This is a genomic window from Hymenobacter sp. AT01-02, assembly GCF_000961955.2.
GTDB lineage: Bacteria > Bacteroidota > Bacteroidia > Cytophagales > Hymenobacteraceae > Hymenobacter > Hymenobacter mucosus.
On the sequence record NZ_JZIR02000025.1, the window covers coordinates 110,892 to 137,343 of the forward strand.

Annotated in this window: 18 protein-coding genes and 3 pseudogenes; 12 read left to right on the forward strand and 9 right to left on the reverse strand. The window is 53.4% G+C overall.

From position 1 onward, the window contains the following. Nucleotides 1–56: 56 nt before the first annotated feature. The 6 genes and pseudogenes from VI25_RS10270 to rsfS all read right to left on the reverse strand — a co-directional run bounded on the left by VI25_RS10270 (nucleotide 57) and on the right by rsfS (nucleotide 6,946). On the reverse strand, nucleotides 57–1,220 hold the full coding sequence (locus VI25_RS10270) for a zinc-dependent alcohol dehydrogenase (RefSeq protein WP_045688859.1): 1,164 nt from the start codon (nucleotides 1,218–1,220) through the stop codon (nucleotides 57–59). A gap of 191 nt (nucleotides 1,221–1,411) precedes the next feature. Next, nucleotides 1,412–2,350, reverse strand: a complete 939-nt coding sequence (locus tag VI25_RS10275) for a hypothetical protein (RefSeq protein WP_152981566.1) — start codon at nucleotides 2,348–2,350, stop codon at nucleotides 1,412–1,414. Beyond that, on the reverse strand, nucleotides 2,313–3,122 hold the full coding sequence (locus tag VI25_RS10280) for a UDP-2,3-diacylglucosamine diphosphatase (protein WP_045688860.1): 810 nt from the start codon (nucleotides 3,120–3,122) through the stop codon (nucleotides 2,313–2,315). The genes VI25_RS10275 and VI25_RS10280 overlap by 38 nt, the downstream gene beginning before the upstream one ends. Next, the gene (locus VI25_RS10285) at nucleotides 3,097–3,759 is read right to left on the reverse strand and encodes a lactate utilization protein C (protein ID WP_045688861.1); all 663 of its coding nucleotides are present in this window, start codon (nucleotides 3,757–3,759) and stop codon (nucleotides 3,097–3,099) included. The genes VI25_RS10280 and VI25_RS10285 overlap by 26 nt, the downstream gene beginning before the upstream one ends. Nucleotides 3,760–4,333: 574 nt before the next feature. Next, a pseudogene (gene ftsH, locus VI25_RS10290) lies at nucleotides 4,334–6,453 on the reverse strand (ATP-dependent zinc metalloprotease FtsH). A 100-nt stretch (nucleotides 6,454–6,553) separates the two neighbouring features. Next, nucleotides 6,554–6,946, reverse strand: a complete 393-nt coding sequence (gene rsfS / locus VI25_RS10295; protein WP_045690243.1) for a ribosome silencing factor — start codon at nucleotides 6,944–6,946, stop codon at nucleotides 6,554–6,556. Nucleotides 6,947–6,961: 15 nt separating this feature from the next. Between rsfS and VI25_RS10300 the strand changes: the two genes are divergently transcribed. The 5 genes and pseudogenes from VI25_RS10300 to rlmB all read left to right on the forward strand — a co-directional run bounded on the left by VI25_RS10300 (nucleotide 6,962) and on the right by rlmB (nucleotide 14,036). After that, nucleotides 6,962–7,753, forward strand: a complete 792-nt coding sequence (locus VI25_RS10300) for a biotin--[acetyl-CoA-carboxylase] ligase (protein WP_082455476.1) — start codon at nucleotides 6,962–6,964, stop codon at nucleotides 7,751–7,753. A gap of 283 nt (nucleotides 7,754–8,036) precedes the next feature. Further along, a complete protein-coding gene (locus VI25_RS10305) occupies nucleotides 8,037–8,468 on the forward strand; it encodes a T9SS type A sorting domain-containing protein (RefSeq protein ID WP_052695609.1) in 432 nt (143 codons plus the stop codon). Between the two features lie 278 nt (nucleotides 8,469–8,746). Further along, nucleotides 8,747–11,734: a DUF2723 domain-containing protein gene (locus tag VI25_RS10310; protein WP_045690244.1), complete on the forward strand. Its 2,988-nt coding sequence runs from the start codon at nucleotides 8,747–8,749 to the stop codon at nucleotides 11,732–11,734. Between the two features lie 183 nt (nucleotides 11,735–11,917). Then, nucleotides 11,918–13,135, forward strand: a complete 1,218-nt coding sequence (locus VI25_RS10315; RefSeq protein ID WP_152981567.1) for a GWxTD domain-containing protein — start codon at nucleotides 11,918–11,920, stop codon at nucleotides 13,133–13,135. A gap of 164 nt (nucleotides 13,136–13,299) precedes the next feature. Further along, nucleotides 13,300–14,036 (forward strand): annotated as a pseudogene (gene rlmB / locus VI25_RS10320) (23S rRNA (guanosine(2251)-2'-O)-methyltransferase RlmB). A 90-nt stretch (nucleotides 14,037–14,126) separates the two neighbouring features. Here rlmB and VI25_RS10325 read toward each other — a convergent pair. Continuing rightward, complete coding sequence (locus VI25_RS10325; RefSeq protein WP_045690246.1) at nucleotides 14,127–15,254, reverse strand: mannose-1-phosphate guanylyltransferase; 1,128 nt, start codon at nucleotides 15,252–15,254, stop codon at nucleotides 14,127–14,129. Nucleotides 15,255–15,421: 167 nt separating this feature from the next. Then, nucleotides 15,422–16,399 carry an SIS domain-containing protein gene (locus VI25_RS10330; RefSeq protein ID WP_045690247.1) on the reverse strand — a complete coding sequence of 326 codons (978 nt, stop codon included), beginning with the start codon at nucleotides 16,397–16,399 and terminating at the stop codon, nucleotides 15,422–15,424. A 166-nt stretch (nucleotides 16,400–16,565) separates the two neighbouring features. On the opposite strand from VI25_RS10330, the pseudogene recQ reads away from it, so the two are divergent. The 3 genes and pseudogenes from recQ to VI25_RS10345 all read left to right on the forward strand — a co-directional run bounded on the left by recQ (nucleotide 16,566) and on the right by VI25_RS10345 (nucleotide 20,618). Then, nucleotides 16,566–18,763 (forward strand): annotated as a pseudogene (recQ, locus tag VI25_RS10335) (DNA helicase RecQ). Between the two features lie 146 nt (nucleotides 18,764–18,909). Then, on the forward strand, nucleotides 18,910–20,127 hold the full coding sequence (locus VI25_RS10340; protein WP_045690248.1) for a carbamoyltransferase N-terminal domain-containing protein: 1,218 nt from the start codon (nucleotides 18,910–18,912) through the stop codon (nucleotides 20,125–20,127). Continuing rightward, nucleotides 20,121–20,618 carry a carbamoyltransferase C-terminal domain-containing protein gene (locus VI25_RS10345; RefSeq protein ID WP_055562478.1) on the forward strand — a complete coding sequence of 166 codons (498 nt, stop codon included), beginning with the start codon at nucleotides 20,121–20,123 and terminating at the stop codon, nucleotides 20,616–20,618. Before VI25_RS10340 ends, VI25_RS10345 begins: the two co-directional genes overlap by 7 nt. 114 nt (nucleotides 20,619–20,732) lie before the next feature. Here the strand turns inward: VI25_RS10345 and VI25_RS10350 are convergent, their stop codons facing one another. Beyond that, nucleotides 20,733–21,155, reverse strand: a complete 423-nt coding sequence (locus tag VI25_RS10350) for a BrxA/BrxB family bacilliredoxin (protein WP_045690250.1) — start codon at nucleotides 21,153–21,155, stop codon at nucleotides 20,733–20,735. 217 nt (nucleotides 21,156–21,372) lie between these two features. Here VI25_RS10350 and VI25_RS10355 point away from each other — a divergent pair, with 217 nt between their 5' ends. The 4 genes from VI25_RS10355 to VI25_RS10370 all read left to right on the forward strand — a co-directional run bounded on the left by VI25_RS10355 (nucleotide 21,373) and on the right by VI25_RS10370 (nucleotide 26,418). Beyond that, nucleotides 21,373–21,666: a hypothetical protein gene (locus tag VI25_RS10355; RefSeq protein WP_045690258.1), complete on the forward strand. Its 294-nt coding sequence runs from the start codon at nucleotides 21,373–21,375 to the stop codon at nucleotides 21,664–21,666. Between the two features lie 138 nt (nucleotides 21,667–21,804). After that, nucleotides 21,805–22,713, forward strand: coding sequence for a tetratricopeptide repeat protein (locus VI25_RS10360; RefSeq protein ID WP_045690251.1), 909 nt, complete (start codon nucleotides 21,805–21,807; stop codon nucleotides 22,711–22,713). Between the two features lie 269 nt (nucleotides 22,714–22,982). Continuing rightward, on the forward strand, nucleotides 22,983–25,022 hold the full coding sequence (locus VI25_RS10365; protein ID WP_045690259.1) for an OmpA family protein: 2,040 nt from the start codon (nucleotides 22,983–22,985) through the stop codon (nucleotides 25,020–25,022). 121 nt (nucleotides 25,023–25,143) lie between these two features. Further along, entirely contained in the window at nucleotides 25,144–26,418 is a 1,275-nt protein-coding gene (locus VI25_RS10370; protein WP_055562479.1) for a two-component regulator propeller domain-containing protein, read from the forward strand. Nucleotides 26,419–26,452: the final 34 nt, after the last annotated feature.

A 26,452-nucleotide genomic window follows, 5' to 3' on the forward strand; every position in this document is an offset into this window, starting at 1 on the left:
CACAAAAAAGGCCAGCATAGCGCTGGCTTTTTTGTGTGTAATAGAGTCAGCTGAGGCTAGGGCTTCAGCACCACTTTTACGCAGTTATCTTTCTTGTTGCGGAAGATGTCGTACCCATGAGCCGCCTCAGCCAAGGGCAAGCGGTGGGTGATGATATCATCCAGAACCACTTTCCCATCAAGTACATATTGCAGCAGTTTGTCGATGTGCTTTTGGGCTGGGGCTTGGCCGCCTACTAGTTTAATACCTTTGTCGAAGAACTGATGCAGGGGAAAGTTGTCGAAGGGTGAGCTGTACACGCCTAGCACCGATACGATTCCTCCGCGACGCACTGCGCTCATGCAAGCTTCTAATACCTTGGGCGAGCCTTTCTCAAAGTTAATAACGGCCTTAGCGCGGTCTAGCAAGTCGCGGTCGGGTTCAAAGCCGACGCACTCTACGCACACATCGGCACCCCGGCCGCCACTCAAAGCGCGAATTTGTTCTACCGTGGACTTGGCATCCTCCCACAGAATAGTCTCTACATTGGCTGAAGCCTTCGCCTTATCGAGACGGTACTGCACGGTATCTACCACCACCACGCGGGCTGCGCCGCGCAGCCACGCTGATTTGGCCGCCATAATACCTACCGGGCCCGAGCCAAAAATGGCCACAATTTCACCGCCCTTTACCTCGCCCCAATCGATACCGGAATAGCCAGTAGGAAAGATGTCTGTTAGAAACAGGGCTTGCTCGTCGGTTAGGCTATCTGGAATTACGCGGGGGCCGAAGTCGGCGTAGGGTACGCGCACGTACTCGGCCTGCCCTCCGTTGTAACCGCCGTAAATATCAGTATAGCCAAACAGAGATCCTCCTTTTTCGGTCATTAGGCCACCTTCGGGGCCGTAGTGGTCGGGGTTAGAATTTTCGCAGTGGCCTGGCAGGTCGTGGTTGCAGAAGTAGCAGGTACCGCAGGCAATGGGAAATGGCACCACTACCCGGTCGCCTACCTTTAGCTTGCTTCCCACCCCTTTTCCTACTTCCTCCACAATGCCCATAAACTCGTGCCCTAGTACCATGGGCCGGGGCTGCGGAATGCTACCATTGTAAATGTGCAGGTCGGAGCCACAAATGGCAGTACTCGTTACGCGGATAATAGCGTCGCGGGCGTCTTCAATCTTCGGATCATCTACGGTATCGACGCGCACGTCTTTCATCCCGTGATACACGAGTGCTTTCATAGCGGTAACAGGTCTTATAGAGTGGAAGGAAAACAGGTGAGGCAGCTCACTTCTCTCTTAACGCCCAGCTCCACAGCAGGTTACCAACAAGCCGCTAGCACAGCGTGCTAATAAGCAAAGTAACGATATTTTACTACTTGATAATCACAACCTTACACTCATAAACGCAACAGCACTTCTACTAATTTGCCCTACATTTTGTACACCTGTAAGCCGGCAGTTGTCAGTAGGTAGGCGTACTGCTCGCCCAGCAAAATCTGCTGTAGTGGCGTGGCTACAGGAGGTAGCGGCACTACGCGGTCAGTGAGGTGGTAGAGGTGGAAAAAATGGATACCATCGGGGGCAATGTAATACAGCTCGTCGCCGCGAAAACCTAGGGAGGTTAAGCCAGTAAAGGGTAGTTTTTTACGATAGTTGCCGAGGTTATCGAATACGTACACGCCATTGTTGTGGTCGAGCAAGTAGATATTATTCTGATACTCGCGCAGAAACCGAAAGTCGGGTCGGCTCCGGCCAATCAGCAAATCCAACGGGGTAGTAATCGTGAAGCGAGCCGCAGCCAGATCCAACTGGCGCAGAGTCAGGTCCGATTCGTTGAGCAGCCAATACCGGTCGTCGGGGGCTAATGTGGCTACCCGCACTATACCGTCGAAGTAGTCGAGCAGGGTAAGTTTGGTGATAGGAGCCATGAACCGGTCAAGGAGCAAGATTTCCTGTCGGTCGTCGTAAAACACGAGCACTTTGGTGGTATTCCAAGCTTCTACCTGGGCAGTATGGCCTGGCAATGGCGGCGAATAGGTATTGAGTGCCTGCCCATCAGGGCCATACTGGTGCAGAGTATTGCGGACGTCGGTCACGTACACATTGCCGCGCCGATCAAGTGAGGCCGGCCCAGGGGTAGGCAAGGCAATAGTGCGTACTAGCTGCCATACGCCCACTCGGTTCTTCGTATCGGCAGGAACAGTGGCAAGTGGCGCCGACTGGGCAGCCGGTGCCACTGAGCCAGCAGCAGGTGCGGTTGTTTGGGCCTGAGCTGGTAGTCTCCCCCAGCATGCGCTGAGCACCATGAGCAAGGCTACCCCACCCTTTCGGCTAGTGGGTGTGGTACTCAGAGGGTGGTCCTTTTTCAAAATGCTGCAAGGCCAGTTCGGTGCCATCATACACGCCGTAAGAGCAATAATTGACCCATTCGCCCAAATTCACGTAGCGGCTGCCCGGTACTACCTCTACGTCAAGCGGCAAGTGACGATGCCCAAATACGTAGTACTCGTGCGCAAACTCGCGCTGCACTTCACGGCAATAAGTCAGCAGCCATTCTTCTTCTCCAAAATACTGCTCATCGGCCGCGCCATTTTGCAGGCGGCTCCGCTGGCTCCACCGGTTAGCAATGCCAATACCCAGGTTAGGATGAACCCTAGCAAACAACCACTGAGCTACTGGCGAGGCAAAAATCTGCTTAAGTACTTTGTACGTGTGGTCGCCGGGACCGAGGCCATCCCCGTGCCCGATGTGAAATTGGTGCCCGCCAATCCGCTGGCTTACAGGGTTGCGCAGAATTGGTATGTTGAGCTCTTTGGTAAAGTAGTCGAACATCCACATATCGTGGTTGCCGGTGAAAAATGTCACTGGCAGCCCCGCATCGGTAAGCTCAGCCAACTTGCCCTGCAACCGAATAAAGCCGCGTGGAATGGCATGGCGGTATTCAAACCAAAAGTCGAAGATGTCGCCCAGCAGGTAGATAGCCGCAGCATCTTGAGCGGCCTGATCTAGCCAGCGCACAATACGTTGCTCCCGCTCTTTAGAGCGGGCGGCATCAGGGGCACCCAAGTGAAAATCAGAAGCGAAATACACCTTCCGGCCAGCCGGCAGGGCGAGATCAGGTAGTTGCGGCGGGCGCGTCATCCAGCAAAAACAACACAATACTGCGGGGACCATGCGCCCCAAGCACCAGTGTCTTTTCAATATCGGCCGTCCGGCTCGGCCCGGTAGTGAGAGAAATCATGGATGGCAGCCGGTCTGCTCCGTACTTCTGCTGCATCATCTGCAAGGCGTCGCCAATGTCGGCCACTACCTGAGACGTGCGCGCTAAGATAAGGTGCTGATCGGGATAGATACTGAGGCGGCGGCCGCTACCCGTAGCACCGCTCACTAGCACACTACCCGTGCGAGCCACCAAAGCCTCACAGGTAGTAAGGCCCGCATCGGCGTGTGCTACAAACTCCGTCTCGTCTCCCTGAAACACTATTTCACCTTCGTGCAGCAGCTTCTTAAGCTCTGGCTCCCATACGTACAGGTGTTCCAAGGCTTTCTCCTTCTTGTAGGCAAATAGCTGATCGTAGAAATGCTCTACCGAATCGCAATAGAAAAAGACACCTCCTACTCGTACAAAGCTCTGGGCAAAAGCCACGGCTAAGTCATCGGCAGTGGCAGAACGCGGATGCAATGGAGCAGTGAAATCAGGCCGGGTAGGTTGCGGAGCCGACTGCTGCAACGACTCGCGGATGCGGCGTAGAATTATGTCGCGGGAAGTATCAGCCATGAGCACAAAGATACGGGGTTTCTACGGGGCCACTACATTGCCCGTTGAACAGCCAAACTACAACTGCCATTTTTAATAATTTCAATATGGGAATACTTTTCCCGGTATTATTCTTTGAGCCTGCAATAGCTACTACTAACCATACAACAAGTCTTTCTCGTACTAAGTAACAAAAATGGCTTATTGTAGCGCTAGAGTATTTTTGTATTTATCCAGCATATATGAAAAGCAAAAAACAATGATTTGGCATCTTTTTGGTAAAACAGGTTAGCAAACCCACTTATTATGAATAACCACACGCGCCTTACTATCTCGTCTATTGCCTCGCGGCCTCCCTCTATTCAGCCGACAGAAGCAGAGTTTGAACAATGGCTAGGTGAGCTAACTCCTAGTATACGAGCTGCCATTGCGCAGCAGGGCTTTGTAAAGGGCAGATCCCTACCTGCCTTTCGTGCTTACCTTCAAAATCGACTACAATCGGAATAACCAATACTATCCAACACTTCATCAGCACTAAAAAGCAAAGCCCGTTTCCGGATCGGAAACGGGCTTTGCTTTTTAGTGCTTAGTACACCTATACTGGCGTTACGGCCGAGCCACTAGGCTCAGAAGTAGCTCCGGTAGAGTCCGAGCCATTGTCTACGCCTGGCAGATTCAACTCTGGAAGGTCGCTACCTAATGGAATACCGGCGTGTTCTTGCTTCCGCTCACTCAGCGTTTCTGAGCGGTCGGTACCAGCCATATGGGCTTGGTAGGTAGTTTGGCTGTCAAAGGGACGCTTACCAACAAGACGCTCTAAGTCGTCCTGCAATAAGATTTCCTTTTCTAGCAATTCCTTGGCAATTACCTCCAACTCGTGCCGGCGCTCAGTCAACAGCTCCTTAGTACGGGTATACGCTTGTTCGATGATAGAGCGAACTTCTTCGTCAATCATCTGTGATGTGGCTTCTGAATATGGCTTGGTGAAGCCGTACTCATTCTGGCCTTTCGAGTCGTAGAACGATACGTTACCGAGCTTAGCATTCATGCCGTACATCGTCACGATGCTGTAAGCTACCTTGGTAATGCGCTCCAAGTCGCTCAGAGCACCAGTAGAAATCTTACCAAAGACTAGTTCCTCAGCAGCACGTCCACCCAGCGTCATGCACATTTCGTCCATGAGTTGCTCGGTATTGTATAGGAACTGCTCGCGAGGCAAATACTGAGCGTAACCCAGCGCCGCAACGCCGCGGGGCACAATGCTCACCTTCACCAAGGGATCGGCGTGCTCCAAGAACCAGCCAGCAATAGCGTGACCGGCTTCATGGTAAGCAACAATTCGCTTCTCACCGGGGCTAATGATTTTGTTTTTCTTCTCCAAGCCGCCAATCACACGGTCTACGGCATCGGTGAAGTCCTGCATGGTTACCATCTTTTTGTCGCGGCGAGCGGCAATTAGAGCGGCCTCGTTGCAGACGTTGGCAATCTCAGCGCCAGCGAAACCAGGCGTTTGCGCAGCTAGCTTCTTAGCTTCCACGTCGGGTCCTAGAGTCAGAGGCTTTAAGTGCACATTGAAAATCTGGGTACGGCCGTTGATGTCTGGCTTATCAATGCTGATCTGACGATCAAAACGACCAGGACGCAGCAGTGCCGAATCAAGCGTATCGGGGCGGTTGGTAGCGGCCAGGATAATTACTCCTGAGTCGGTGCCAAAACCATCCATTTCCACTAGCAGGGAGTTCAAGGTGTTTTCCCGCTCGTCGTTGCCGCCAGGCATATTGCCTTTGCTGCGGCTGCGGCCAATGGCGTCAATTTCGTCGATGAAGATGATGCAGGGAGCCTTGGCTTTAGCTTGCTTAAATAAGTCACGCACGCGCGCAGCACCCACACCCACAAACATTTCCACGAAGTCGGAGCCCGACAGAGAGAAGAACGGCACATCAGCCTCACCCGCTACGGCTTTCGCCAGCAAGGTTTTGCCAGTACCAGGAGGACCTACCAAAAGGGCCCCTTTGGGGATTTTACCACCTAAAATGGTGAATTTGGAAGGGTTCTTCAGAAACTCTACAATCTCTTGTACTTCTTCCTTGGCTTCTTCTAAGCCAGCTACATCCTTAAAAGTAATCTTCACCTTGTCGCCGCCTTCAAACAGAGCAGCGCGTGATTTACCAATGTTGAAGATTTGCCCGCCAGGACCACCTGCCCCGCTCATGCGGCGCATGAGCAGCCAGAAGCCCACGAAGAGCAGGAGCATAAAGCCCCACGTAGTTACGAAGTCGCCATAGCCTGTGCGGTCCACTACCTTCAGACCAATCTGCCGGTCGGCGGGTAGAGTTGCCTGCACTTTATCTAGGTCTTCTTTGAAACCCTTGCCTTCCACTACACGGAAGCCAAATTGGGGGCCCGGTTCGTTAACAGCCGTGAGCGGACCGCGGCGCGTAAGCTCCGGGTGTACTCTGGCTTTTTAAGTGCATCAGACTTAAGCGTCACTTCCACCTGCCGTTCGTTCACGAGTGTTACGTCGCGCACGTCGCCAGCTACCAGCATCTGCTCGAAGCGCTTCTGTGTAATTTCTATCAGGGAGTTGCTGCGGTTGAGGTAGATCATCCCTAGGATGAATACTACCAGCCCCGTCAGCACCCATAGCTGCATGCTCGGCTTTGGAGCCGGGTTGGGCAGCATTGGTTTTTTCTTTTTAGGGGTCGTATCAGGCATGAATAAGGGGTGCTAAAACGAGAGACAAAGTCGGAACCTGCCAACCGGCAGTTTGTTAGCGGGCTCCGCTTCTTGAGAGCAAGACGCGACCAGTCGCGTTTTACTTTACTGAAGCAGTAGTTTCTTCCTCGATATAGGTAATTTCAGCATCACCCCACAACTCCTCCAGCGCATAGAACTGGCGCCGGTCGCGCAGGAAAATGTGTACTACTACATCCACGTAGTCCAGCAGCACCCATTCGCGGTGCATGCGGCCTTCCGTTTGCCAAGGATTCTGGCCCGTAAGTTTTTCTACTTCTTCTTCTACCGAACGCGCGATGGCGTCTATTTGCGTATCTGAGGAGGCCGAGCAGATAATAAAATAATCAGCTACGGCATTTTTAAGATCTTTCAGGTTGAGTACCACGATATCGGCCGCTTTCTTCTCTTGCATGCCGCGCACTACTACATCTGCCAACTTGTCCGAATCCTGCCGAACCAGGGTACTTTTCATGGGGTATTGTTAGGTTTGAACGTCACAAAGTACGAAAAACAGGTGGAGGCTATATACCCCCAAACGCTCTTCACGGGCCAACAGCTTGTCTGGTTGCCCGAATGTGCCTCTACGAACACGGAGGCACACAATCTGGCTGTCCAAAACCGGGCCACGGATGGCTGCTGTGTCATAACCGACAAACAGACTGCCGGCCGCGGCCAACGTGGCAACCAGTGGGAAGCCGCGCCCGGTGAAAACCTGACGCTGTCAGTAATCTGGCATCCGTCGTTTCTACCGGCCGCCGATCAATTTCAACTCAGCCAGGTTGTGGCTCTTGCCGTACACGACTGGGGTAGTGCCTTGTTAGGCGCCGACCCGGCCCTGCGGGTAAAGTGGCCGAATGATATTTTCTTTGGGCAGCAGAAGCTAGGAGGTATCCTGATTGAGAACACCCTCAACGGCTCGAAAATTCAGTATAGTATCGTTGGAATAGGATTAAATATTAACCAACGAGAATTTGAGGTAAGTACGGCTACCTCTCTGACCTGTCTTACAGGTAGAGCATACAGCTTGCCTACTATAGTAGCTCGCTTACTCGAATGCCTGGAACGACGCTACCTACAGCTTCGAGCCGGCCGGGTAGGTGCCTTACGTGCTGACTATCTACGCGTACTATACCGTTACCAAGAAGAGCACTCCTATGAAATAGAGGGCCGCCGGGTTACGGGGCAAATTGTGGGGGTTGATGAGCATGGCCGCTTGGCCGTAGCTATCGGTGGGCACCTCCGTCACTTCGACCTAAAAGAAATAAAGTACGTGCACTAGTACCTTACTCTAGGCAGCAGACCGGTACGTAGTTTAATTTCTGGTTACTAAGAAGGACAATCTTAAACCTTCGTGCAACGGACTGCTCTAAACAAGCATCTCTCCTCTGCCATTTAGCCGTAGGTAAACAATAAGGCATGAACATTGTCTTGTTCATCTAGGAAAACAGCGTGGTAGTCTAGTAACTACTAATGGCCCGTTGTCACGGCTCCAAAAACAAGTACCTTTATATCAGCAGACACCTGTTGGGGGTCTGCTCCGCTCCTGAACCCGCCCGAATGCCATGAAAATTTCTACTCGCCTTTTTTCGCTCGCCCTGCTGCTGCTCACCCAGCTGCCTTTGCTAGCGGCTTCCTTAACAATAAAAAGCGGCACGGCTGCTTACTCACCAGCCCAGGGCACTCCTGGTTTGAGCCACTATAGCTCTACCTCATCGGCTTTGTCGGTGAAGGCGTTGGTACCTACGTTATCTGTGTATCCCAACCCTGCCCGTGGACAAGTAATCGTATCGGTAGGACAAAAGCTTATTGGCGACTATAAGCTGCGTTTGAACAACATTATTGGTCGGGAAGTACGCATTGTGGCGCTACGCCCTGAAGCTATGGAAGGTGGTATGACCATCAACCTAGCTGATCTCCCAGCCGGTATGTATTTTTACAGCCTTACCCTGAACGACAAAGTACTGAGCACAAAGCGTTTGGTTCTTCAAAACTAATCCTTGCTCACTCTCTACAAGAAAGCAGCCTTACCCGAGGCTGCTTTTTTTGTGGATGTTTGTCAAGGCAGTAGGTGGTAGAGTAATCAAGTTGGAATGAGCGGGATTGGTAGAGGCAGTTGCGGCTGTTGGTTGAGAACTGGAGGCGGGTTGGTTGATTCGCGTGTATGGCGCTCGGCACTTATTGTCTACTTTTGACATTCCACTGATTTCCTACTCTGACCTAAACCCTGTCGTTCAGCGGCGGGCGGGGCTATCCTCGCCTCACCTTACTACTTATGCGGAGTTACAAAAGCTTAAATAACCTGGTTGGTTGGCTGGTGTTTGCCATTGCCACCATCACGTATCTGCTCACGCTGGAGCCCACAGCATCCTTCTGGGACTGTGGCGAGTTTATTGCCTGCTCTTATAAGCTTCTCGTGCCTCACCCCCCCGGAGCTCCAACGTTCTTGCTCTTGGGCCGCCTGTTTTCCTTGCTGTCCTTCGGTGATGTTACCAAAGTATCGGTGCTGGTAAACACACTTTCGGCACTTAGCTCATCCTTTACGGTGCTGTTCCTGTTCTGGAGCATTACCATGATGGCTAAGAAACTTGTGCTGCACCGCCCTGGCATGCACGATGACCGCACCTCCGAGCCTACCAGCGGTCAGAGCCTGCTGATTTTGGGAGCGGGAGCTGTGGGCGCCCTGGCCTACGCTTTTTCCGACTCATTCTGGTTCAATGCTGTTGAGGCCGAGGTGTACGCCATGTCGTCGTTGTGCACGGCCGTGGTTGTATGGCTGATGCTCAAATGGGAAAACCGTGCCGATGAAGCCGACTCTGATAAATGGCTGGTGCTGCTGGCGTACGTTATCGGCCTTAGCATTGGGGTGCACTTGCTGAACCTGCTGGCCATTCCGGCTTTGGGCTTTATCTATTACTACCGCCGGACCCAGAACCCAACCCTAACTGGTGGCATCATCACTTTGGCTGTCAGCAGCCTGATTGTAGGTCTGATCTTGGCCGGTATCATTCCTGGCCTGCCAACTCTGGCCGGCAACTTTGAGGTGTTCTTTGTAAATAACTTAGGTCTGCCCTTTAGCTCGGGCCTAGTAGTGTTTTTGGTGCTGTTCCTGGCGCTTATCTGGTTTGGCTTCCGCCAGTCGTTTCAGCGCCGCAGCCGCCTGCTCAACACCAGCATGCTGGCGTTTGTGTTCATTCTGATAGGGTACTCTTCTTATCTTATTGTTCCCATCCGCAGCAGCTACCATCCTACCATCAACGAAAACGACCCTGAGGATGTACTGAGCTTTGTGAGCTACCTAAAGCGGGAGCAGTACGGCGACCGGCCCCTGCTCTACGGTCCCCAGTTCAATGCCCAGCCTATTGCCCAAAACGATGGTGCTCCGCGCTACGTGCGCCGGGGCGACAAGTACGTGGTAGCCGAGTACCGGCCCGTTTTGGAGTACCGCCCCGAGGATAAGATGCTGCTGCCCCGCCTGTACAGCAACGACCCTTCCCACATGTATAACTACAAGAAGTGGGTGGATATTCAGGAAGGTGTGAAGCCGACAATGGGTCAAAACCTGTCGTTCCTGTTCCGCTACCAGATGGGCCATATGTTCTGGCGCTACTTTATGTGGAACTATGTAGGTCGGGAAGGCGACGTACAGCAGTCAGGTATCCTGTGGCCGGGTGCTACTAGTGCGGGCTTACCTGAACGAGTAGCAGATAGCCCAGCTCGCAACAGCTTCTTCGCATTGCCACTCATTCTGGGCATCATTGGTCTGTTCTATCAAGTACGCCGCGACGGCCGCAATGCATTTATCGTTGGTCTGCTTTTCCTGTTCACGGGCTTGGCCATCGTGCTTTACCTGAACCAGCCTCCCATTGAGCCTCGTGAGCGAGACTACACCTTTGCTGGGGCCACGTTCGCCTTCGCTATCTGGATTGGTTTGGGGGTGCTGGGCGTAGCCGACCTACTCAAATCGGCCCTGAAGGCCGATACTGCTCGGGCGGCCGTAGCTACTCTTCTTGGCTTATTTGTTCCCGGCATCATGGTAGCACAGGGCTGGGACGACCATGACCGCTCGGACCGCTATAACTCTGTCGACTCGGCTAAGAACCTCTTGAATTCTTGTGCTCCGAATGCCATTCTGTTCACCAATGGCGACAACGATACCTTCCCTCTCTGGTACGCCCAGGAAGTAGAAGGCGTGCGCACCGACGTGCGCGTGGCGGTGCTTAGCTATCTAAATACCGATTGGTACATCGACCAGATGAAGCGCCGCTCCTACAAGTCGGAGCCCTTGCCCATCTCGATGGAGAACAGCAACTACGCCCAGGGCACCAACGATTACCTGCCTTACGCCGAAAACCCCGCTGTGACGGAGGTAAATGTAAAGGAGTTTATGCAGCTAGTGGAGCAAAACAGCCCGCTGCTGCAAGTAAGCTACGGCGACGGCACCAAGTCGCTACTCTCTTTCCCCACTCGCAAGTTCTACCTCCCCATTGATACCACGGCGGTAGAGAGCATGGGCATTATTCCAGCCGAGCGCCGGAGCCAGTTGGTACCGCGTATGGAGTGGGAAGTAGGCAAGAGCGCCATTGAGAAGAAGAGCCTGGTAATCTTGGACATTCTAGCTACTAACAACTGGAAGCGCCCCGTGTACTTCTCCAGCACCGTTGACTCGCGCGACTTCATGGGTCTGGAGCCGTATTTCCAACTCGAAGGGATGGCCTACCGCATTTTGCCCGCCAAAGACCCCGCGTATGATCCTAAGAACAGCGAAGAAGGCTTTGTAGCTCAGAACATCATGTTCGATAAGCTGATGAATACGTTCGCGTATCGGGGCCTGGATAACGCCAGCATTTTCTACGACGAGAATAACCTACGCTTCCCGGCTAACTACCGCGACAAGTTCTCTCGTTTGGCGACGTCCTTACTCGCCAGCGGCGACAAAGCACGAGCTAAGCAGGTGATTGACAAGTGCTTTGCGGTAATGCCTGACAAGGCTGTCCCCTACGATTACTATGTACCTCAGTTTATTCCCGCCTTGGTAGCGGTGGGTGAGCAGCAGCGGGCCAACGAAATCATGGATACCATGACGGGCCGGGCCGAGCGGGCGTTGGCGTACTACAGCACCCACAACACGGCACTCTTCGACCAGGAGTTCCAAACCAACTTGCTTTCCTTGAACAGCATAGGCCGGGCCGCTGAGCAAATTGGTGACCAGCAGCGGGCTACTAAGGCGCTCACGCTGCTACAGCAATACTACCAGCGCTAATCACGCTACGTAGTTGAGTTACGAAGCCGGCCCTACCTGTGGGGCCGGCTTTTTTGTATCCACTGAGTTTGCTTGTATTTAGTTAATCTGCCGCCTGAAACGCACTCGTGCTCATACGTAGGCCAGCTTTCCCAGCGTTGGTTGCGTATCCTACTAGTGCTAGAACTGTACTGCTCCCCGCCCGTGAAAAACTATTGGCCCCTTTTGCTGCTGACGCTACTTAGCTACAGTAGCTTTTCCTCTGTACTGGCCGCACCGCGCCGGGATTTTGCTGGTCAGTACCGCGCCGAGCGTCGCGTTGGCCTTGACACGAGGCGAGAAGGCGACAGTCTTCGGCTTTACTTACGCTTCCCTGATGGCAACATGTTGCGGCAAGGCTACCCACTACACGTCGCGGCGTGGGCTGATTACGATGCGAAACGCCCGCTATGGCAGGATACGGTGCGCCACCTAGCCCGGCGTATTCGTACCGATGGCTCGGCAGCGTGGGTAGAATTTTGTCTGCCCCTAAGTCGATTGCGAGCCGGGCAGCTACTCAGCATCAATGCAAGCACAGCCGCTGAAGCCGACGCTGGTGATGCAGCTTGGCTAGCCCTCAAGCCCGACTATCTTTCCCGGAGCTTTGTTCTTACTGATTCAGTGGGACAGCCACTGCTACGTCGTTTTGTACAAGCCTACGAGCCATTCGGCGTGGATAGTTACGGGCCAGACCTAGCAGTACAAACGCGGCTTTATCCTCTCAGCTCTCAGCCAGCTTTGCCGCCCATGAGTAACCCAGCGGCAGTGGGGCCTCAACCCCGTACCTTGGGCTTGCAGGATTCCACTTGGTTTCGGGCCGGGCAACTCCTTCGCCTACCAGCTGGCTTGTACCTCTTACGCACGGAGCAACAAAAGCCGTGGTGTGGCCTTTTGGTCGAAGAAAACAACTTTCCTGACTTGACTTCTGCGGATGAATTAATTGCCCCGCTAACGTTTTTGACGTCCTCGGCGGAGCGCAAGAAGTTATTTGATGCGCCTGACCCTAAGAAGGCCGTAGATGCCTTTTGGTTAAACCTAGTCAAGGGCGACCAACCCACGGCCCGTCTTCTTATTCGCACCTACTATGGCCGCGTGATGGATGCTAACCGCTTATTTTCTTCCCATAAGGCGGGCTGGCTAACCGACAGAGGCCTGCTATATATTGTGATGGGGCCACCAGAAACCGTTTACCGGACTGGAGGCGAGGAGCGTTGGGTATACCGCGGAACACCAGAGCGAGCAGGAACATATACGTTCCGCCCTAAACCCAGTACCTTTGCTCCTGAAAACTATGAACTGGTGCGCCGCCCCGAGTACGAACGTCTCTGGTATGCCGCCGTGGAGCAATGGAGAAAAGGAATAATCGCCCGCCCCGGCCGCTGAATGAGCGCCGCCAATTTTTTGATTCTGAAAACCGCCCCGTAACGCCGCGTCGTCCTGCACGTAGCGAGGGGGGGGAGAACCGCCCTGAACGGAGCGCAGGCCCCCGTGGCGGCGATGATAAGCCGCGCTACCCACACCGGCCAGCTCAAGACCGCAGCATCGACATGATTTTCGGGCTGCGCCCCATTTTGGAGGCGTTGAATGCTGGCCGCACCCTGGACAAGATTTTCCTGCTGCGGGGCACTAAAAACTCCATGACCCAAGACATCACGGCGCTAGCCAAATCGGCTAGTATTCCGGTGTCTATGGTGCCCATTGAGAAGCTTGACGGCATTACCCGCAAAAACCACCAAGGGGCCGTAGCCTATGTATCGCCTATCGATTACATGCCGCTCGACAGCATCTTGTCTGGCTTGTACGAGGAAGGTAAAACGCCCTTGCTGCTGGTTCTGGACCGCATTACGGACGTGCGCAACTTTGGCTCTATTGCCCGTAACGCCGAGTGTTTGGGGGTACACGCCATTGTAGTACCCAGCCACGGCGCCGCCCAAATCAATGGAGACGCCCTGAAAACTTCTGCCGGAGCTCTCAACCTTATTCCGGTGTGCCGGGAGCCCAATTTGAAGAACACCCTAACTTTCCTACGAGAATCGGGTGTACAAATTGTGGCCTGTACCGAGAAGACGGATTCGAGCCTGGAAACAGGCTCCGTAGACCTCACTGGCCCCTTAGCGGTAGTGATGGGTAGCGAAGAAGATGGAATCAGCCTGAATATCTCAAGCTGGCCGACCACAAGCTGCGCATTCCCATGGCCGGGCAAATCAGTTCGCTCAATGTATCTGTTGCCAGCGGCATTATGCTCTACGAAGTATTGCGCCAGCGTCTTTCTACAGATAAGTAAGCCCAACGTAATCAACCACACAACAAAAGCCGTCCGACAAGCTATAACTGGCTTGCCGGACGGCTTTTGTTGTGTGGCCAGAGCAGGAGCTTAGTTGTAGCCCGTACCCTTTTTAGACTTTACGTCTGCCACAAATTCTTTCACGCGCTGTTCTTCCGTGCGCTTGCAGATTAGCAATACATTGTCGTACTCGGCTACAATAAAGCCTTCAAGGCCCTGTACTACCACAAGGCGCTCCGATGGAGTTTTGATAACGCACTCCCGCGTATCGTACAGCAGGGCGTTGCCGTCTACTACGTTCTCGTCAGCATCGTGCTGGCCCATGCGGTGCAGCGAATCCCAAGTGCCAAGGTCGCTCCAGCCGAAATCTGCCGGTAGCACATACACGTTGTCGGCCTTCTCCATCACCCCGTAGTCGATGCTAATGTTGCGGCAGCGGGTATAAGCACGGGAAATAAAGTCTTCCTCCTGAGGCGTTCCTAGTTCGTTCCAGCCTTCATCAAACACTTCGGCAATGTCGCTGAGGTATTGGTGAAAGGCATTGATGATAGCATCGGCGCGCCATACAAACAGCCCAGAGTTCCACAGGAAGTCGCCGCTGCTCACAAACATGCGCGCCAGTTCTAGATTTGGCTTCTCAGTGAAGGTTTTCACTTTGCGCAGCCCTTTAGGGAAACAGCCATCCTCGGCCCCATCCACCGTTTGCACATCCTGGGCGCGCACTACATCGTCAATAAACTGAATGTAGCCGTAGCCCGTATCGGGGCGGGAAGGTTGAATACCCAGGGTAATGAGAACATTGTGGGTACGGGCACCATCGACAGCCGTACGAATCGCATCGCGGAAGTTCTCCTCATGCATTACGGCGTGATCGGCCGGCGACACAATAATGACGGCCTGGGGGTCGCGCTGAGCTATTCGATAGCTGGCGTAGGCAATGCAGGGTGCCGTATTGCGTCCTATGGGCTCACCCAGAATCTGATTGGCGGGCAACTGGGGAAGGTGCTGCTGCACCAGCTCCGTGTAGTCTCGGTTGGTTACCACGAATACGTTTTCCATGGGGCAGATGCCCATGAACCGGTCGACGGTAAGTTGCAGCATTGAGCGACCTAGGCCGAGCACATCATGGAATTGCTTAGGATGGTGCGTGCGACTGAACGGCCAGAAGCGGCTGCCGATGCCGCCCGCCATGACTACGAGGTAAGTATGTTGTTCCATACAGGTAGGGGCCTGAAATATTTTCCGCCGAGGGAAGATATTCAATGGGAGATTCGAAGGAAATAGACCGAAGTGCTAGTCTAGCGGGAGTGCATGAGGTAATCCCACGGACAAGAGTAGTAATAAAATAAGCTGTAACATAATATTTCTTTTATATGAACGCGTTTTTATACTAATCCCTCCCGTAGCAAATCGTGCAAATGAATGAATCCGCTGAACTGACCCGCTTCCGTTACAATGAGTTGGGTAATGTTGCGCTCCTGCATTCGGCGCAGGGCCTCTACCGCAAAATCTTCGACCTCAATACTTACGGGAGAAGGCGTTAGAATATCACGGGCCCGGACGCGCTCCAGGCGGCCCTCGAAGGTAGCAAGCATGCGGCGCAGGTCGCCATCGGTGATAATACCCACCAATTCTCCGGCCTCGTTGAGTACAGCCGTAGCGCCAAGGCGCTTACCTGATATTTCAAGGATGATGTCTTTGAGAGGGGCTGATTCGTGCACTTGGGGCTGCTGGTTCTGCCGGCTCAAGTCGCCCACTTTTAGGTAGAGCTGCTTGCCCAAGGTTCCGCCCGGGTGCAAATGAGCAAAGTCCTGACGTGTAAACTCCCGGCTTTCCAGCAGGCACACTGCCAGGGCGTCAGCGAGGGCCAGGGCAGCGGTAGTACTGGTAGTCGGGGCTAAGTTGTGGGGGCAAGCTTCACGCTCTACGGGGGCGTGCAGCACGTAGTCGGCCTGCACGGCCAGGTACGAATCTGCGTTGCTCACTAAAGCAGCCAACGGCACTGCTTTACGCTTTAGCAACGGCACGAGAACCTTAATTTCGGGAGTATCGCCGCTCTTACTAATGGCAATTACGAAGTCCTCGGGCTGAATCATACCCAGGTCGCCGTGGATGGCGTCGGCGGCGTGCATGAACAAGGCTGGCGTACCAGTAGAATTGAGCGTAGCTACCATCTTGCCAGCTATGTGGGCACTCTTACCAATACCCGTTACTACCACCCTACCCCGTAAAGAGAGAATAGCTTCTACACATTGTGCAAAATCAGGTGTCAGCGCAATAGCATCTGCAATACCTTGAATGGCGTCAGCTTCTTGCTGAAGCACTTTTTTTGCAATTAGGATGGGGTCGTTCTGCAGTTTCAATCTAAATTTGGTATCAGATAGGAAGTAGGTGGCAGCGGGAGAAAGTATCTAGACCTTATTCCTGCTACTCCATACGGTCTACCATAATTTTGTCTAGATTCGGAATGCAACACCGAAGTGTTTGTGCTCCAGTCTGCAACCCCAATCAGCGCAAGTGAGGATGTCTATGCCAGCCGTGAAAGTTCCAGTGAAGCCCCAGGCTGATCTGAAGGGCAAGTTAAAGGAAGTTTTCGGGTACGGTCAGTTTCGGGGCGTACAGGAAGACATTATCCACAACGTCATTGAGGGAAACAATACCTTCGTGATTATGCCCACGGGAGCAGGCAAGAGTCTTTGCTACCAGCTACCTGCGCTGGTATTGCCAGGTACGGCCATTGTTATCTCGCCACTTATCGCCCTGATGAAAAACCAGGTCGATCAGCTGAACGCCTTTGGCGTGAATGCGCAGTTTTTGAACTCGACCTTGTCGAAGTCAGAAATGAACAAGGTGAAGAAGGACGTTATCAGTGGCGAAGTAAAGCTGCTGTATGTAGCGCCGGAGTCACTGACCAAGGACGAAACCATTGAGTTTCTGAATAAGGCTACCATTAGCTTCGTGGCTATCGACGAAGCCCACTGTATCTCGGAGTGGGGGCATGATTTCCGGCCGGAATACCGCAAGATTCGCAGCATTATTGATGGATTAGGCGTGCAGGTACCTGTCATTGCCCTGACGGCGACGGCAACGCCCAAAGTGCAGCAGGACATTCAGAAAAACCTGCAGATGGATGATGCGTCGGTGTTCAAGACCTCATTCAACCGCACCAACCTGTACTACGAAGTACGTCCTAAGCATAACACCAAGAAGCAACTCATTCACTACGTAAAGCAGCACAAGGGGCAGGCGGGCATTGTATACTGTTTGAGCCGCAAGAAGGTGGAGGAAATTGCCGAACTGCTCAAGGTAAACGACGTTCGGCCCTACCCTACCACGCCGGACTGGATCCCCACGTGCGCATGGCCAACCAGGATGCCTTCCTCAACGAAGACTGCGACGTAATTGTGGCTACCATTGCTTTCGGCATGGGCATCGACAAGCCCGATGTGCGCTTTGTTGTGCACTACGACACTCCTAAGAGCATTGAGGGCTATTACCAGGAAACCGGCCGCGGGGGCCGCGACGGTATGGAGGGCGACTGCCTAATGTTCTACAGCTACGACGACATCGTGAAGCTGGAGAAATTCAATAAAGACAAGCCCGTTACGGAGCGCGACAACTCCAAGCTGCTGCTCCAGGAAATGGCCAATTATGCCGATTCTGCGGTGTGCCGCCGTAAGCAATTGCTGCATTACTTCGGCGAGCATTTCGAGAAGGACTGCGGCTTTTGCGACAACTGCAAGCACCCCAAAGAGCGGTTCGAGGCTAAGGAGGAAGTACTGCTGGCCCTGAAAGCAGTAGTGCAAACCGAAGAGCGTTTTGGCCTCGACCATATTGGAACAGTATTGATGGGGATGCGTAACCCCCATGTAGACAGCTACGGACACGACAGCCTACCGATATATGGGGAAGGCAAACAGCACGATGCGCAGTTCTGGCACTCTCTTCTTCGCCAAAGCCTGCTCAACGGATTTCTGGAAAAGGACATCGAAAACTTTGGCGTAATTAAAATCTCGCAGAAGGGTCTCGATTTCATTGAGAACCCGCATTCGATCAAGCTCACCAAGGACCACAACTACGAGGAAGAGGTGAAAGAAGAACAGGAACAAGAGGAAGTTCAGCAGGCTGCCGGTCACGACGAGGCCCTGTTTGACATGCTGAAGGCACTTCGCAAGAAGATTGCCCAGCAAAAGAACCTGCCGCCCTACGTGCTCTTTCAGGATCCGTCGCTGAAAGAAATGGCCACCACCTTCCCCACGAAGATGGACGACCTCTCGCACGTATCGGGTGTGGGCCAAGGAAAAGCGCAGAAGTTTGGCGCTCCCTTCCTGGCTCTTATTCAGAAGTACGTAGATGAGAATGACATTGTAACGGCTGCCGACGTGGTGGTAAAATCGGCCGTCAACAAGTCAAAAATTAAGATTTACATCATTCAGCAGATCGACAAGAAAATGGACTTAGAGGAAATTGCTTCCTCCAAGGGCATTGATATGCGGGAGCTGATGGAGGAAATTGAGCACATCTGCTACTCCGGCACGAAGCTCAACCTCGATTATTACATCAATGGTGTACTAGATGAGGAGCGCCAAGAGGAAATTTACGAGTACTTTATGACGGCCCAGACCGACAATATTGCGGTGGCACTGAAAGAGCTCGGCTCTGATGATTACACGGAGGAAGATATCCGTCTGATGCGCATTAAGTTTCTGAGTGAGGTAGCCAATTAATTCGACTGTCAGCTCCCGAGGAAAAGCCTCACCGACTGGTGGGGCTTTTTCATGGCCTATACTACCCAGCCCTTCTCCTGGGGGTAGGCTTACTAAAATGTCTAATTTCGGCGCTGCGTGTTTTGTATTTCCCCCTTTCCTAGCCCATGGCACAGTACATTCTCGGCATCAACTGCAGCGGCTTCCACTCATCGGCCTGTGTAGTGAGCCCCACTGGGCGGGTGCTGGTAGCCATTGCCGAAGAGCGCCTAAGTCGGATTAAGCAAGACAAGTCCTTCCCACGGCTGGCTATTCAGTACTGTTGCGCAGCCGCTGGTATTACGCTTGCCGACATTACGGATGTATTTATTGGTTGGAATCCGGCTCCTTACTTACTGCAACCTCAGCAAAGCCTAGCCGACGCCCTCCAAAACCGCGGCAAGCTCGCGCAGTTTACGCTCAACGAACTGGCGGCTTTGCAAGGCGGTGTGCGTGGCATTGGGCAGACGCTCACCAGCCACCAGGGAGCTACTATGCGCTTACACTACGTTGACCATCATCGGGCGCATTTCGCCAACGGTTTCCTATCATCGGGGTTTGCGGAAGCTGATGTTTTTGTGGCGGATGGATTCGGGGAAACAACCACAGGTTTGCTTGGAACGGCTACTGCTGACGGCTTGCAGGAACTAGCCGCCAACCGGACCCCTCACTCCTTAGGCTTATTCTATGGGGCCTTTACTGAGTTCCTGGGGTTTCGGCCCAACGGTGACGAGTGGAAAATTATGGCGCTGGCGGCGCTTGGCAATGCAGACACCTACTACCAACTACTGCGGCCCCTCATTCAGGTGCATGACCTAACGTACGAACTAGACTTACGCTACTTCGAGTTTTTTCTCTTCTTCACGCCGCATTATTACTCGCCTAAACTGGTAGAATTGCTAGGACCGCCCCTAGCCCCAGGTGCCGAGCCTACCCAGCGCGAATGGGATATTGTGGCGGCAGTGCAGCGCATTACCGAAGAGGTAGTATTTGAGTTGCTGCGTAACCTACATGCTCGCACGGGGCGGCGGCGCCTGGTGCTAGCTGGTGGCGTGTTTATGAACTCCGTACTCAACGGCAAACTTACCCAACACACTCCCTACCAAGAGATTTTTGTGGGTGCCACGCCCGATGATACGGGTATCAGTGTAGGTAGCGCATTATATGGCCGGCACTACATGCTAGATCTACCACAGCCTGCAGCGGCCGCCAGCACGCACAATTTCTATGGTAGTCCCTACTCTACACAGGAAATAGAAGCCGAACTAGAGCGACGGAAAGCAGTATATACGCGCCCGGCAGACGTGGCAACAACGGCGGCTTCTTTATTGCAGGAAGCTTGGTAATTGGCTGGTTCCAGGAGGGCTCTGAACTGGGCCAACGGGCTCTGGGACACCGTAGCATCCTAGCCAATCCTACCCTCCCCAACATGAAATCGCGGGTGAATGCCAGCATCAAATACCGGGAGGCCTTCCGCCCCTTCGCGCCCGCCGTGCCCGAAGAGCGACAGCACGAATTTTTTAACCTTCCGGCCAACGAGAAGGCTTATTTCATGGAGAAGGTCTTTACACTGCTACCAGAGGCCCAACAACGGTTGCCGGCTGTCGCCCATGCCGATGGTACCGGCCGACTCCAAAGCGTGCGAGCGGCCGACAACCCTTTATTTCACGAGCTGCTAGTAGCCTTTGAGCACTATAGTGGTGTTCCAGTTTTACTTAATACGTCCTTTAACTTGAACGGAATGCCTATGGTAGAGTCGCCGGCCGATGCCTTGGACTGCTACTTCCGCTCTGGCCTAGATGCCCTCGTAGTAGGCCCCTTCCTGCTACGTAAGTAAAGCCTGTGTAAGATTTTCACTCCAAAAAAAGCCGCATGCAGCTTAGCTGCATGCGGCTTTTTCGTTACTACCGGCTGACGCTACTTAGGTCAGCCAAGAGTCTATTTTGAATGCTTAGCAATACTCTTCAAAGGCACCCTGCAAGTTATTCACAATGCGCATCAGGTCGTTGCCTTCAATGTGGTAACGCTCAATCATATGCACCAGCTCGCCATCCTTAAACAGGGCAATAGCAGGGCTGCTAGGCGGATAAGGCAGCAGGTGTTCCCGTACTTTCGCAACAGCTTCCGTTTCCATACCGGCAAACACGGTTACGAGTTTCGCAGGCTTCTTGTCAGAGCTAGATACGGCCATCTTCAGGGCCGGGCGTGCTTTGGCAGCGGCGCAGCCACACACCGAGTTTACAGCCACCAGAACGGTGCCACTTTGCTCGTTGAGCACAGAATCTACTTCTTCGGGGGTCATGAGTTGCTCGAAACCGGCCTCAACGAGGTCTTGGCGGATCGGGGCTACCATGTATTCGGGGTACGTGGCCATAGGAGAAAGCTAGGCTTTGAATGGATAAACAAGGACCTACGATGCGGTCCATTGACCCTACAAAATTACGTGATTTTCGCTGGTCAATGGCATCGGGCCTATGTAACCATAAGGTTCGGCTAGAAGTTTGCAGGAAGTCCTTTTTTCTAGCCTGCTTTGGTTGGGCCCAGTCGCCGCTTACGGGATGCTAGCAAATTACTATTCTGCCACCAACGCCATGACCTATACCGAATTCCTGGCTACGCAAACGCAGCCTCAGCCCCCAGCAGATCTATCGCCCCTACTCGAAGCACTGTGGTACGCCGGCCGCGACGAGTGGCATCTGGCTCATTCCATTGCCCAGGACAACGAGCACGACCCATTTCATAACTGGCTGCATGCTTTTCTCCATCGCCAAGAGGGTGACCAAGGAAATGCGGCATACTGGTATCGACGGGCCCACCGTTCACAACCAACTGTGTCGTTGCGGCGGGAGTGGGAAGAGCTTGTACGCACTCAACTGCCAGGCTAAAAGGCGCTCGAAAGTGGCTAGCTAATCACCTACTTATTATCATAATAGTACTATTATAAAACATTTATACAGATTTAATATCAGGTATAGAACAAATAAAATTACATTTATACCTGCCGATTAATATGACGGGACGTTATGCGACACTTTCTATTCTTAACTGCAACGCTCACGCTAGCAGGTGGTACCGCCCAGGCCCAAGTAGATACTGTTCGAGCTTCTACGCTGCCCCCAGCTCAGTTAGCTGAGAAACTTTACAACAGTGGGGTAGCAAAATATAACCAGAAGAGCTATCGGGCGGCCATTCTTGATTTTGATAAGGCACTAGCAGCAAAGCCTGATTTTGCCAAGGCGTACTATAACCGTGCTACTACCCGCTACGAGCTAAAGGAGTACCAGCCAGCTGTTCAGGATTACGACCAAGCCATCCAGTTAGATCCCGCTACGTTTGGTCCTTACTTTGGGCGGGCGCAAGCCAAGGAAGCACTCAACCAGCCTGCTGAGGCCGAGCAGGATTACAGCAAAGCAGCTGAGCTAAAGGCAGATTACGCCCCCGCCTGGTATTACCGCGGCGCCCTTCGATTTGAGAAAGGCGATTTTCAGGCAGCTAAGACAGATTTCGACCAAGCCATCAAAGCAGATCCAGCTTACGCCTATGCCTGGCACGACCGGGGTAGCACCCAACGGAAGCTCAACAACCTGCCGGCCGCCATTCAGGATTACACCAAGGCGCTGTCTTTGCAACCCGACTTGCTACCAGCTTTGCTGAACCGAGCCGCCACGAAGCGCCGTGCCGGCGACCTAAAAGGCGCTTTGCAGGACTACAACGAATATCTAAGCAAGAAGAAGGATAATGCGCTGGCTTTTACCAACCGAGGCAGCACTCGGTTTGAGCAGGGCGACTACAAAGGTGCAGTAGCTGATTTTACCCAAGCGGTAGAGCTTGATGGAAGCTACGCATTTGCCTGGAACAACCGGGCCGCTGCCTACCTAAAGCTGGAAGACTTTCAAAAAGCCAATGCGGACGCCACGAAGCTATTAGCCTGAATGCGCAATACGCCGAAGCCTACCTGAACCGGGGCCACGCTCGCGAAATGCTGCGCCAACCCGATGCGGCCTGCCAGGATTGGCGAAAAGCAGCTGAGCTAGGCTTAGAAGTTGGCAATACGCACGCGGCTAACTCTGGCTGCGGAGCGCAATAGCAGGCACTGAAGGGACGAGAATATTTGAATAAAATGGCTTTGGAGCGCCGCAAGCTATTTCCTGCACTTCACGCGGGAAATGGCGGCATAGCCCCTAGCCCAGCACTACAGCTCATGCGTAACTACCTACTAGCCTGCTTCCTATTTTACTCCTGGGGTGCTGCCGCCCAAAATGTAGAGTTCAGCAAAGATCAGTTTGGCAATGATAAGGATGGGTTGAAAACAGCTCTGAAGGAAATCAAGCTCGGCGACGAGTGGTACGACATGGACCCGCCGCGTTATGAGCAGGCCCTACCCCATTACTTAGCCGCTCAGAAGTTCAATTCCAATAATGCCCACATCAACTTGCGCATTGGCGAGTGCTACCTCCACTCGGGCTTTAAACCCCGCGCCCTCGGCTACCTACAGAAGGCCTACCAACTGAGCCCCGATGTAGACCCACGCATTCATTACTTTTTGGGCCGTGGCCTGCACTTGAATGGGAAGTGGAAAGACGCTATTGCGGAATATAAGCGAGCCACGCCAGCTACTGGAACCAAAAACACAGCTGGTTTCACGCAAGATATTCAAAGGAAAATTCGCGAGTGCGAGAACGGGCAAAAGTTAGAAGCTAAGCCTACCCGCGTGTTTATTGACAACGCCGGACCGGGCGTAAACTCCCCCTACGCCGACTACGGTCCGGTAATTACCGCCGATGAATCGGTTATCCTATTCACATCACGGCGCGATAATTCTACGGGCGGGCAGAAAGACCCCGAAACGGGCGGCTTTTTTGAGGATGTGTACCAAAGCACACGTGCGGGCAAAGACACCTGGGGCCCAGCACGCAATCTTGGCGAGCCAGTAAACACCGATGGGCACGACGCTACGGTGGGCTTGGCCCCCGACGGTCAACGCCTGCTCGTGTACCTGGAAGACAATGGCGGCGACCTGCACGAGTCGGACTTGCGGGGCGCTCAGTGGCGCAAACCCCAAAAGCTTGGCTCGCGCATCAATAGTCGCTCCCACGAATCATCGGCGGCCTACACGCCCAATGGGCGCAGCCTTTACTTTGTATCGGATAAGGAGGGCGGCTTAGGTAGCCGCGACATCTATAGAATTGAGATGGAGGGCCGTGGGCAAGCTAGCAACTTAGGCCCTACCATTAATACGCCCTATGGTGAAGAAGGAGTATTCCTCCATCCCGACGGAAAGACCATGTACTTCTCTTCGGAAGGTCACAATACCATGGGCGGATACGACATCTTTAAGTCGGTGTATGAAAACGGTAAGTGGAGCACGCCTGAAAACTTGGGCTGGCCCATTAATACCCCCGATGATGATGTATTCTTCGTGATATCCGCCTCGGGCCGCCACGGCTACTACTCTTCCTTCCGAGACGACGGCCTGGGCTCCAAAGACATTTATCAAATCACCTTCCTGGGTCCGGAAAAACAGCCTCTCCTCAACCACGAGGATCAGCTCCTAGCCTCACGCGTGCAGCCGGTAAAGGAAGCCCTACTAGCTCCGCCGGTAGCTATTGCTTCTGCCCAGGTAACCATTTTGAAGGGTACTGTAACGGATGAAGCGACCAAGGAGCCGGTGGAAGCTACGATTGACGTCATCGACAACTCTCTTAACCAAACTATTGCTTCGTTCCGGGCCAATGCTCAGTCGGGGCGGTACTTGGTGTCGTTGCCCTCAGGTATCAACTACGGCATTGTAGTTCGGCAGGAAGGCTACCTTTTCCACTCCGAAAATTTTGACTTACCAGCCGGAGCGGCTTACTCAGAAGTAGTAAAAGATATTGCCCTGAAAAAGCTGGACGTAGGGGTGAAAGTAGTGCTGAACAACATCTTCTTTGACTTCGACAAAGCCAGCTTGCGTAAAGAGAGCACAGGCGAACTGGAGCGCCTGCAAAAGCTATTGGCCGATACGCCGGCGCTACGCTTGGAGATTTCTGGTCACACCGACAACGTTGGCAAGGCAGAGTACAACAAAGATCTGAGCCAGCGCCGTGCCAAGACGGTAGTAGACTACCTCGTAGGAAAAGGGATTGACAAAAGTCGGCTGACCTTTGCTGGCTATGGCGACAGTCAGCCGGTAGCGCCCAACACTACAAAAGACGGACGCCAACTCAACCGGCGTACGGAGTTTAAGGTGATTGGGAAATAGCCCCCTTGCAGCCTTTAACTGACAAGTAGACTCGTTTGGCGAGAATAAAGCACTGCTGAGCGTACTACTACCCCTTGGCGAAGGGGGAGCGTGTACCTTTCTGGTACCATCTGTTCTACATATGCGCTGCCTCCGGTTTTTTCTGCTGCTTTTGCTTGAGTGCGTGCCCCTAGCTTCGGCGGTGCGGGCACAGGCACCGCAGCAGTTCCTGAAGCAGTTTGGCACCGCAGAAGGGCTCCCGCAGCCATTCATTTACGCCCTCCATCAAGACCGCGCTGGCTACCTTTGGATTGGAACTGGGGAGGGTTTGGTCCGCTTTGATGGCACCACGTTTCAAGCCTTTACTACTAAGGAAGGTCTTGCCGAAAACTTCGTGACCCAGCTAGCTGAGGATCCGAAGACCGGGCAATTATGGGTAGGGCACTATCAAGGAGGTCGTTCGCACAGTAAGGGCGCTGGATTTAGTGCCGCCCCGAAAACTGCCCGCGGCCCTTTTCGTGCGCAATCGGGCCTACCCATACCTGACAGTTCGCAACTGGGCGCATTTAAGCGTCGTTACCATCCAGCACTAGCTTCTGGAACGGCTATAAGTTGCTTACTGCGCGACCAGGAGGGCACCTTTTGGATAGGCACTTCTGGCCAGGGTTTGTGGCGTTTGGTGGATGCTCATGTAACCTTGTTTCCTAGCGCCACCCGCCTAACAGCGCTAGGTGGCACCGGTCGGCAAGTACTGGCAGGCACTGCAACTGGAAAGCTGCTACGCGTGTACCAGCAAAAAGGCCGACTAGCCTGGTCACCAGCACTGTCGGTTATTCCAGGTAGTATTACTTCCCTCCTCCCCCTACTAAGCAGCAATAGAGTAGTGGTAGGAACTGATGCAATCGGAGTTTGGCAGCAGACTTTCCCGAGGGAGCAGCACTCTGTTGCGCTTGCTCCTGCGTCAGATGCATTAACAAAAACTTCCTCATTCCCACCTGACTTACATGTAACTACGCTGGCACGCGACGCGGCACAAGCCCTGTGGATAGGTACTATTGGAGAAGGAGTTTTTCGGGTAACGAAAGACGAAACGCAGCACTATACAACAGCAAGCGGCCTACTACAGAATGATGTGTACGCCATCTTGCCAGACCACCAAGGCCGGGTGTGGTTTGCAACCCACGGTACTGGCTTGGCGGTACTCGAAAAAGGCCGCTTTACCGTTCATCGTCTTGTGCCGGGTGGCATAGATGCTACCACCCTGGCCGAAGACGCTGCCGGCCGCGTTTGGTTGGCACGGAAGGCGACGGATTATTTTGCTACGAGAATAATCAGTTTCGGCAATTCACAACCACCAATAGTGGTATTGCCAGCAACTACTGCTATGGCTTGGTTCCAACATCGGGAGGCTTGCTAGTGCAGCATCGCAACGGGTTGTCGCTGGGGCGGAC

Coding starts and splice junctions, on each gene's coding strand:
- VI25_RS10270 (WP_045688859.1), bottom strand. CDS start 1,220: ATGAAAGCACTCGTGTATCACGGGATGAAAGACGTGCGCGTCGATACC.
- VI25_RS10280 (WP_045688860.1), bottom strand. CDS start 3,122: ATGACGCGCCCGCCGCAACTACCTGATCTCGCCCTGCCGGCTGGCCGG.
- VI25_RS10285 (WP_045688861.1), bottom strand. CDS start 3,759: ATGGCTGATACTTCCCGCGACATAATTCTACGCCGCATCCGCGAGTCG.
- rsfS (WP_045690243.1), bottom strand. CDS start 6,946: ATGAAAAGTACCCTGGTTCGGCAGGATTCGGACAAGTTGGCAGATGTA.
- VI25_RS10305 (WP_052695609.1), top strand. CDS start 8,037: ATGAAAATTTCTACTCGCCTTTTTTCGCTCGCCCTGCTGCTGCTCACC.
- VI25_RS10310 (WP_045690244.1), top strand. CDS start 8,747: ATGCGGAGTTACAAAAGCTTAAATAACCTGGTTGGTTGGCTGGTGTTT.
- VI25_RS10325 (WP_045690246.1), bottom strand. CDS start 15,254: ATGGAACAACATACTTACCTCGTAGTCATGGCGGGCGGCATCGGCAGC.
- VI25_RS10340 (WP_045690248.1), top strand. CDS start 18,910: ATGGCACAGTACATTCTCGGCATCAACTGCAGCGGCTTCCACTCATCG.
- VI25_RS10350 (WP_045690250.1), bottom strand. CDS start 21,155: ATGGCCACGTACCCCGAATACATGGTAGCCCCGATCCGCCAAGACCTC.
- VI25_RS10355 (WP_045690258.1), top strand. CDS start 21,373: ATGACCTATACCGAATTCCTGGCTACGCAAACGCAGCCTCAGCCCCCA.
- VI25_RS10360 (WP_045690251.1), top strand. CDS start 21,805: ATGCGACACTTTCTATTCTTAACTGCAACGCTCACGCTAGCAGGTGGT.
- VI25_RS10365 (WP_045690259.1), top strand. CDS start 22,983: ATGCGTAACTACCTACTAGCCTGCTTCCTATTTTACTCCTGGGGTGCT.
- VI25_RS10370 (WP_055562479.1), top strand. CDS start 25,144: ATGCGCTGCCTCCGGTTTTTTCTGCTGCTTTTGCTTGAGTGCGTGCCC.